Annotated in this window: 9 protein-coding genes; 7 read left to right on the top strand and 2 right to left on the bottom strand. The window is 35.1% G+C overall.

All coding sequences use genetic code 11. The annotated features are described in order from the left end of the window. A partial coding sequence (locus tag BMW63_RS18205; RefSeq protein WP_175460302.1) for a hypothetical protein occupies positions 1-193 on the top strand: 193 nt, incomplete at its 5' end. Positions 194-418: 225 nt separating this feature from the next. Here BMW63_RS18205 and BMW63_RS15455 read toward each other — a convergent pair. Next, the gene (locus BMW63_RS15455; protein ID WP_074724366.1) at positions 419-949 is read right to left on the bottom strand and encodes a hypothetical protein; all 531 of its coding nucleotides are present in this window, start codon (positions 947-949) and stop codon (positions 419-421) included. A 111-nt stretch (positions 950-1,060) separates the two neighbouring features. Here BMW63_RS15455 and hpt point away from each other — a divergent pair, with 111 nt between their 5' ends. The 4 genes from hpt (at position 1,061) to obgE (ending at position 4,603) form a co-directional block, all read left to right on the top strand. Next, a complete protein-coding gene (hpt, locus tag BMW63_RS15450; RefSeq protein WP_074724365.1) occupies positions 1,061-1,591 on the top strand; it encodes a hypoxanthine phosphoribosyltransferase in 531 nt (176 codons plus the stop codon). A 22-nt stretch (positions 1,592-1,613) separates the two neighbouring features. Beyond that, positions 1,614-2,186, top strand: a complete 573-nt coding sequence (locus BMW63_RS15445) for an adenylate kinase (RefSeq protein WP_074724364.1) — start codon at positions 1,614-1,616, stop codon at positions 2,184-2,186. Positions 2,187-2,308: 122 nt separating this feature from the next. After that, positions 2,309-3,532, top strand: a complete 1,224-nt coding sequence (locus tag BMW63_RS15440) for a hemolysin family protein (protein ID WP_245744989.1) — start codon at positions 2,309-2,311, stop codon at positions 3,530-3,532. A gap of 69 nt (positions 3,533-3,601) precedes the next feature. Further along, entirely contained in the window at positions 3,602-4,603 is a 1,002-nt protein-coding gene (gene obgE, locus BMW63_RS15435) for a GTPase ObgE (RefSeq protein WP_074724362.1), read from the top strand. A 185-nt stretch (positions 4,604-4,788) separates the two neighbouring features. Here the strand turns inward: obgE and BMW63_RS15430 are convergent, their stop codons facing one another. Further along, positions 4,789-5,778 carry a glycosyltransferase family protein gene (locus BMW63_RS15430; RefSeq protein WP_074724361.1) on the bottom strand — a complete coding sequence of 330 codons (990 nt, stop codon included), beginning with the start codon at positions 5,776-5,778 and terminating at the stop codon, positions 4,789-4,791. A 231-nt stretch (positions 5,779-6,009) separates the two neighbouring features. On the opposite strand from BMW63_RS15430, the gene BMW63_RS15425 reads away from it, so the two are divergent. Then, positions 6,010-6,702 carry a tetratricopeptide repeat protein gene (locus BMW63_RS15425; protein ID WP_074724360.1) on the top strand — a complete coding sequence of 231 codons (693 nt, stop codon included), beginning with the start codon at positions 6,010-6,012 and terminating at the stop codon, positions 6,700-6,702. 62 nt (positions 6,703-6,764) lie between these two features. Then, positions 6,765-8,120, top strand: coding sequence for a UDP-N-acetylmuramate--L-alanine ligase (locus tag BMW63_RS15420; protein WP_074724359.1), 1,356 nt, complete (start codon positions 6,765-6,767; stop codon positions 8,118-8,120). Positions 8,121-8,138 lie beyond the last annotated feature (18 nt).

The following is an 8,138-nucleotide window of genomic DNA, read 5'->3' as shown; positions in this document are numbered from 1 at the left end:
TGCTTTGTATGCTGCGATGTTTTTGGATAGCGGGTACGGATCAATCATTGACCAAAAACAAAATGAGTCCTTTGTAGGTTATAATCCAACATCAGCCACTGATAGAAAAGCAAACGGATTGTATAGCACGGACAAAGATGCAACTGTTAAACCTGTTGCATTTGGTTTAACATTGGGATTGAATTTTCAATAAACAAAGTGTTATTATTTAAAACAAAGTAAAGCTAGAAACGCGCCAAAGAATTTCTAATTCATTTTAAGTGTTAAACGAGTGATTGTTTTGGAAATAGTTTTTGTTTTTATTTAAAAATATTTAGAGGCTACCTGTTTATTCGGGCAGCCTCTTTTTTTGAAGTAGTTTCTCAGGGTAGTGTTTGTTGGTTAAACGTCTTTTTATACCCTATGGTTAGGGAAAATCCTATTTTATTTTCTTCAAAATTTCTCTAGCAACGGCTTTGTAAGCAGCAGAATGTTTGTGGTAGTCTTCAATAAGAATGCGCCGTAATTCAGGATAAATCCAATCGTATTTTTTACCTTGTACGTACAAAGCCCTAATGGAGTAGGCTTTTGTAGCTACTTTGCGGTCTTGGCTAATCAGCCAGTCAAAGCAGCTTTCGGTAATTTGTTGTTCTTGCGTATTTGTTAAAGTAAGGTGCGTACATAAGAACATGCAAATTTTTGAAACAGCACGTGTGGCACTTTTATTTCTAAATTTTAAAAGACTAAGACAAAATAGAGGAAGATGATTCGTAAGTAGATGGGGTTCTTTTTCGAGAACTAATTCTAGAATCCAACAGGCTTTGTGGTGGTTCTTGTCGGCTACGTTTAAAGCCAGTTCGAGTAAACCAGGAAATAAGTCGGGATTGGCTAAAATGTGTTGGGCATTTTCGTCTCTACTGATCCGATAGGCAGAGCTATTGGCTATATTTTTATAAAGTTCGTTATTCATCTTAGGGTAAAAAACATATTATTTTCAAATGTACGGTATTCTTCTGGTTCTAAATCTGGATTCTCAACTCAGAAATTCCTATATTTGCGAATTATTTTAAATAGGATAATAATGATTCAACTTCACGATAAACAATTTGTTCCGTTTATTTCTGCTAAAGAAATAGAGTTTGCAATAACAAAAATGGCAGCGCAAGTAGAAGCCGATTTTGGCGATGAAATTCCTGTATTTGTAGGTGTTTTAAATGGTGCTTTCATGGTTGTTTCTGACTTTATGAAAGCCTATAAAAAGCCATGCGAAGTTAGTTTTTTAAAAATGGCTTCTTATGAAGGAACCTCTTCGACAAATGAAGTAAAACAGCTAATCGGCTTGAACCAAGACTTGACAGGACGCTCTGTTGTTATTATCGAAGATATCGTTGATACGGGGAATACATTGGTGGAATTAAAAGAATTATTCAAAGCGCAAAATGTAAAACATTTTAAAATAGCAACTCTTTTCTTTAAACCGGAAGCTTACAAAAAAGATATCAAAATCGATTATGTTGGAATCAGAATTCCAAATAAATTTATAGTAGGTTTTGGTCTTGATTATGATGGATTAGGAAGAAATTTACCAGAAGTATATAAACTAAAAGAATAACTACAACTACTCAACACACATTATGATCAACATTGTCTTATTTGGAAAACCAGGAGCAGGAAAAGGTACTCAAGCAGAATTTTTGAAAGAAAAATATAAATTAACTCACATTTCTACTGGTGATGTTTTTCGTTTTAATTTAAAAAACGATACTGAGTTAGGGAAACAAGCCCGAGTTTTTATGGATGCAGGAGATTTAGTACCTGACGAATTGACAACTAAGATGCTTATTGATGAGGTGAATAAACACCCAGATACGAATGGTATTTTATTTGATGGATATCCAAGAACGATTTCACAGGCTATTGCTTTAGACGAGTTTATGGAATCGATTAATTCTAAAGTTACTGCTACGGTAGCATTAGAAGCTGATGATGAAATTTTGATTCAACGTTTGCTCGAAAGAGGAAAAACAAGTGGAAGAATTGATGATCAGGATGAAGATAAAATTAGAAATCGTTACCAAGAATATAATGAAAAAACAGCGCCTTTGATGCAGTATTACAATGAGCAAGGGAAGTTTTATGCCGTTAACGGAATAGGAAGTATTCAAGAAATTACGGAGCGTTTAAGTACCGTTATTGATAATTTGTAAGAGGCATTTCCCGCTGTACGCTACTCTCGACCTAAAAGGCGAGATTCACTGTCATCTGTGCCAAAAAATATATGGAGATACTAATAATACTTTTTCTAATTCTATTGAACGGAGTTTTTTCCATGTCGGAGATAGCATTGATATCTGCCAGAAAGAATAGATTAGAAACATCAGCAAAAAAAGGGAGTAAAAGTGCTCAAGCCGCATTGGATTTGGCTAATGCTCCCAATAAATTTTTATCTACTGTACAAATAGGAATAACCCTAATAGGGATTCTTACGGGTATATATAGTGGAGATAAAATAACGACAGATGTACAAACATTCGTCGCTGGTTTTGTAATATTGAAACCGTATGCCGCTTCTATAGCAGTAGGAGTTGTAGTAGTAGTATTAACTTTTTTTTCATTGGTTTTAGGGGAGTTACTTCCTAAAAGAATTGGGCTAAACCATCCAGAAGCCATTGCTAAGAAAGTAGCGATGCCTATGAAGTATGTTTCAATTGTTACGGCGCCATTTATTTGGTTATTGACGCATTCAACAGAGTTTTTATTAAGGGTATTGCAAATAAGACCGACTGCAGATGGTAAAGTAACCGAAGAGGAAATTAAAGCCATCATTAAAGAAGGTACTGAAGGTGGAGAAGTTCAAGAAATAGAACAAGACATTGTAGAGCGTGTTTTTCATATTGGTGACCGAAAAATAAATTCATTGATGACTCACAGGAAATCAGTTGTTTTTATACCGTTGCATTCTGGAAAAAGCGAAGTAAAGAAAGCCATGCTTGAGGAGTTACACTCGATATATCCTGTTTATGATAAGGATGATGATGATATTGTAGGGGTTGTAAACTTAAAAAATATCTTTGCTCATATAGATGATGAAGATTTTAATTTAAAAGATATTATGACTGATGCTCCTTTTATGATGGAGTATACCACTGCTTATAAAGCGCTGGAGAAGTTTAAGAAAACGGGTATTCATTATGCCTTTGTATCTGATGAATATGGTGTTTTTCAAGGGGTAATCACTTTAAACGATATTCTGGAAGCACTAGTAGGAAACGCATCTGATTTTTATAAAGATGATTTTCAGTTGGTAGAGAGAGAAGACGGAACTTGGTTAGTGGACGGACATTATTCGTTACATGATTTTCTTACGTATTTTGAATTGGATGATTTGGTAGGGGATTATGATGTAACTACCGTTAGTGGTTTAATCATGACGGAACTCTCGCATATTCCAAAACAAGGAGAGAAGCTAATTTGGCAAAAATTTGAGTTAGAAGTCATTGATATGGATGGCATAAAGATTGATAAAGTAATGGTGAAATCATTGCGAATATAAAATAGTTTGCAGTGTTTAAAGTGTTAAAAAAGTGCTGAATACTGCAGCTCAACATTGAATATTTAAAAGATGACAGAGGGAAATTTTGTAGATTACGTAAAAATATTTGTTTCATCCGGTAAAGGAGGAAAAGGATCTACGCATTTACATAGAGAGAAATTTATTGAAAAGGGAGGTCCTGATGGAGGTGATGGAGGTCGTGGGGGACACGTATATCTAGTAGGAAACAAAGGACTTTGGACTTTATTTCACCTTAAGTTTGCACGTCATATCAAAGCTGGAAGCGGCGGTGATGGTAGTGGGGACAGAAGTACAGGAGCTGATGGTGAAGATAAATTCATTGAAGTGCCCTTAGGTACTGTTGTAAAAGACAAAGAAACTGGTGAAACCTTGTTTGAAATCACTGATGATGGAGAGAAACAAGTCTTGTCCAGAGGGGGTAAAGGAGGTTTAGGAAACTGGCACTTTAGAAGTTCTACAAACCAAACGCCAAGATATTCGCAACCTGGATTACCAGGAACGGAGATGGACGTAATTCTAGAGCTTAAAGTTTTAGCAGATGTAGGTTTAGTAGGTTTCCCAAATGCAGGAAAATCAACACTATTGTCTGTTCTAACATCAGCTAAACCAAAAATTGCTGATTATCCGTTTACAACTTTAAAACCAAATCTTGGAATTGTAGCCTACAGAGATTTTCAATCTTTTGTAATTGCAGATATTCCGGGGATTATAGAAGGTGCTGCAGAAGGAAAAGGATTAGGACATTATTTCTTGAGACATATCGAAAGAAATTCAACGCTATTATTCTTAGTTCCTGTGGATACGCCAGATATTAAAGGAGAGTATGATATTTTGGTAAACGAACTAACAAAGTACAACCCAGAAATGCTTGATAAAGAACGTATGGTTGTTATCTCTAAATGTGATATGCTGGACGATGATCTAAAAGCAGAACTCAAAGAAGAATTAGACGTTTCCTTCAAGGATATTCCTTATATGTTTATTTCCTCTGTTGCCCAGCAAGGATTAACAGAATTGAAAGACAAACTTTGGAAAATGTTGAATGATTAATCTAAAGTCTGATTATATTAAAAACCACTAATAAGTATTGACTTGTTAGTGGTTTTTTTTTTGGATGAGGGATAGTAGTGAAAATCCTTTTTTAAGGGCTTTTTTTGCCCTAAAAAAGATTGTAGCGAATAGCCCGACCCGCTTTTTAGCGGGACAGCCCCAAATAAAAAGTAGTCGGGAGTTTCTTAGTCTTTGTAAGTGTCAAATAGATATTGCAATGTTTCTGGAATGTTATTGGCTTTTATTTGAGGGTGTAAAGTTTCAGTGTTTAGCCAGTTCTCGATTATTAAATTAAAGTCATCGTCTACCTCATAAACAACCGGAACGCCCAGTTTTTTTAATGCCGCGGCATTGCATTCTTGTTCATAGTGATTCCTTATGGGGATGCTAAGTATTTTCTTCTCGAGGTATAATGCCTCAGCCGGAGTTTCAAATCCGCCACCTGTTATTATACCGTGGCAGCTTATTAAACTTTTATTGAAGCTTTTTTGATGTACGGGGTAATACGTGATATTGCCAATGGTATGCGTGACTGTAACATCACTGAGAAACCAATGAAATTGTACGTCGCTTACTTTATTGAACGCTTTTTCTAAACAATCTTTGTCAAACGAGGGAAGGTAGACGGTGATGTGATTTAAATTTGTAGGTGTAGCTTCTATTATATTGTCTTTTATAATGGGCGGAAGGATAAAGGAGTCGTATTTTTTAAAGTGTAATCCAATATTTTTGGACGAAGAAGCGTAGTGTTTTAGTATCATTTCCCCCATCAGACTTTTTTTCTGCGGTCTAGGTGTTTCTTTGGAAATAAAACTGGCTTGATGTCCAAATTGTACCGAGTGTACATTTTGTAATTTACAGGCAAGGGAAGTAATGGAATCAAAATCATTGATAACGACGTCATACGCTTTTAAAGGAAGTGCATCAGCTTCTTTATACATTTGTCGAGGTCTGATATTTTTTACAATGTCCCAGTAATCGAGACCGCCACATTTGCTGTAATGAAGGCTACATCCTTTGCTTTTAAATTTTATAGGCAACTCAATGTCTAAAGTTGCATTATTGCCACTTAAAAGAAAGTCTACAGATCCGAATTTCTTTAAATAAGGGTACAGTTGTATAGCTCTACTTATATGTCCGTTACCGGTAGCTTGAATTGCGTAAAATATTTTCATATATCGTTATTGTAATAAATTAGATCAAAATTTCAGGTTAGGTAAGTATGCGTTATTGAAATGTTTTTTAGATCTGTATTAGGACAGATTTCGGTTGTAAATTTACATGCCCCATGTTATCTTAGGATTGCTTTAAGTTTTCCATTTCATTACAATTTCAATTCGGGCAGCCTATTTTTATAAGTTTGTTAAAACTTTTCTAATCCTTTAAAATTTCCTTATTTTTGAAAAATGAAACAAATTGTATTACTCTTTTTATTCTTTCCAATGATGATTTGGTCGCAATCTAATTTTGACAAAGCAGAAAAATTATTCAAAGAGGAGAAGTACGAACAGGCGCAACCCATTTTTGAAGTATTGTTAAAAACGGATCCAACTAATTTAAAAATAATTGAGTATTTGGGCGATATCGCAGGAAGTCGTAAGTCGTGGGAAGAAGCAATCCGTTATTATGAAAAACTGAAGGATTTAAAGCCTACGGAGGCAAATTATTTTTATAAATATGGAGGTGCAACTGGGATGCGTGCTTTGGAAGTAAATAAATTTAGAGCGCTTGGAATGATCGACGAGATTAGAGAATCATTCGAAAAAGCAATAAAACTGGACCCAGGACATATTGATTCCAGATGGGCTTTGGTTGAATTGTACATGAAATTGCCAAGGATTGTGGGAGGAAGTGAAGGTAAGGCTATACGATATTCGAATGAATTGTTGAAGTTGTCGCCAATTGATGGTTATATGTCAAGAGGCCGTATCGAAGAATATTATAAAAGATATCATTCAGCAGAGTTACAATACAAAAAAGCAATTGCTATTGGGGGCTCTGTAAGAAGCTATCAAATGCTCGCTGACTTATATAAAAATAAGATGAATCAACCGGAAAGAGCCAGAATAACCTTAGAAGACTTAAAGAAGAGAAATTAGATCAGTAAATAATATTTTATCTGATTAAATTAAAGTACAAACGCATAATCGAATTAATATAAATGAGAACACATTTCATCGCCATAGGAGGGAGTGCTATGCACAACCTAGCATTAGCATTGCACAACAAAGGATATAAAGTAACAGGAAGTGACGATGCGATCTTTGAACCCTCTAAATCACGTCTCGATAAAAAAGGAATTTTACCAGCTGAATTGGGTTGGTTTCCAGAAAAAATCACAAATGATATTGAAGCAGTAATTTTGGGAATGCACGCTAAAGCGGATAACCCAGAGTTATTGAAAGCACAGGAATTAGGACTTAAAATTTATTCCTATCCTGAGTTTTTATATGAACAATCCAAAAACAAAACACGTGTAGTTATAGGGGGTTCTCATGGTAAAACAACCATAACATCGATGATTCTTCATGTGATGCATTACCATGATATTGCTGTTGATTATATGGTAGGGGCACAATTAGAAGGTTTTGATACGATGGTTCATCTTACCGAAGAAAATGATTTTATCGTTTTAGAAGGAGATGAGTATTTGTCTTCGCCAATTGATAGAAGACCAAAATTCCATTTGTACCAACCAAACATCGCATTGATATCAGGAATCGCATGGGATCATATCAATGTCTTTCCTACGTATGAGAACTATGTAGAGCAGTTTGAGATATTTGTCGAAAAAATTACCCGTGGCGGTATTTTAGTTTACAATGAAGACGATGCAGAAGTGAAGCGTGTAGCTGAAGCAGCGATAAACCCAACTCGAAGATTACCCTATACAACTCCAAATTATAAAGTGGAGAACGGAACGACTTTATTAGAAACTCCCGAGGGAGATATGCCTATTGAAGTTTTTGGGGCTCATAATCTAAATAATTTGGCTGGAGCCAAATGGATTTGCCAAAATATGGGCGTTGATGAAGCTGATTTCTATGAAGCGATTGCTAGTTTTAAAGGAGCTTCAAAACGATTAGAAAAAATTGCTGAAAGTAAAACTGCAGTAGCCTATAAAGATTTTGCCCATTCGCCGAGTAAGGTGGCCGCTACGACTAAAGCGGTAAAAGAACAATACCCAGATAGAACATTAGTAGCTTGTTTAGAATTGCATACCTACAGTAGTTTGAATTCAGAATTTTTAAAAGAATACGAAGGTGCATTAGAATTTGCAGATGTAGCCGTCGTTTTTTATTCTCCTGATGCGGTAAAAATCAAACAATTGGAAGAAGTGACTTATGATCAAATTGCACAAGCTTTTAATAGAAAAGACTTGATTATCTATACAAATCCAAAAGATTTTAAAGACTATTTATTTAATTTGAATCTGGATAATTCAGCATTGCTATTGATGAGTTCAGGAAATTATGGTGGATTGAATTTTGAGGAGGTAAAAGAACTGATTGAGTAATTTTTCAAGGTACTACAA

The sequence above is a fragment of the Flavobacterium frigoris genome (assembly GCF_900111075.1).
GTDB lineage: Bacteria > Bacteroidota > Bacteroidia > Flavobacteriales > Flavobacteriaceae > Flavobacterium > Flavobacterium frigoris.
This window is presented reverse-complemented; position numbering and strand designations above follow the sequence as displayed.

What these genes read in the sequence shown, in the direction of transcription:
- BMW63_RS15420 (WP_074724359.1), top strand. Translation starts at nt 6,765, where the DNA reads ATGAGAACACATTTCATCGCCATAGGAGGGAGTGCTATGCACAACCTA.
- BMW63_RS15425 (WP_074724360.1), top strand. Translation starts at nt 6,010, where the DNA reads ATGAAACAAATTGTATTACTCTTTTTATTCTTTCCAATGATGATTTGG.
- obgE (WP_074724362.1), top strand. Translation starts at nt 3,602, where the DNA reads ATGACAGAGGGAAATTTTGTAGATTACGTAAAAATATTTGTTTCATCC.
- BMW63_RS15455 (WP_074724366.1), bottom strand. Translation starts at nt 949, where the DNA reads ATGAATAACGAACTTTATAAAAATATAGCCAATAGCTCTGCCTATCGG.
- BMW63_RS15440 (WP_245744989.1), top strand. Translation starts at nt 2,309, where the DNA reads ATGTCGGAGATAGCATTGATATCTGCCAGAAAGAATAGATTAGAAACA.
- BMW63_RS15430 (WP_074724361.1), bottom strand. Translation starts at nt 5,778, where the DNA reads ATGAAAATATTTTACGCAATTCAAGCTACCGGTAACGGACATATAAGT.
- hpt (WP_074724365.1), top strand. Translation starts at nt 1,061, where the DNA reads ATGATTCAACTTCACGATAAACAATTTGTTCCGTTTATTTCTGCTAAA.
- BMW63_RS15445 (WP_074724364.1), top strand. Translation starts at nt 1,614, where the DNA reads ATGATCAACATTGTCTTATTTGGAAAACCAGGAGCAGGAAAAGGTACT.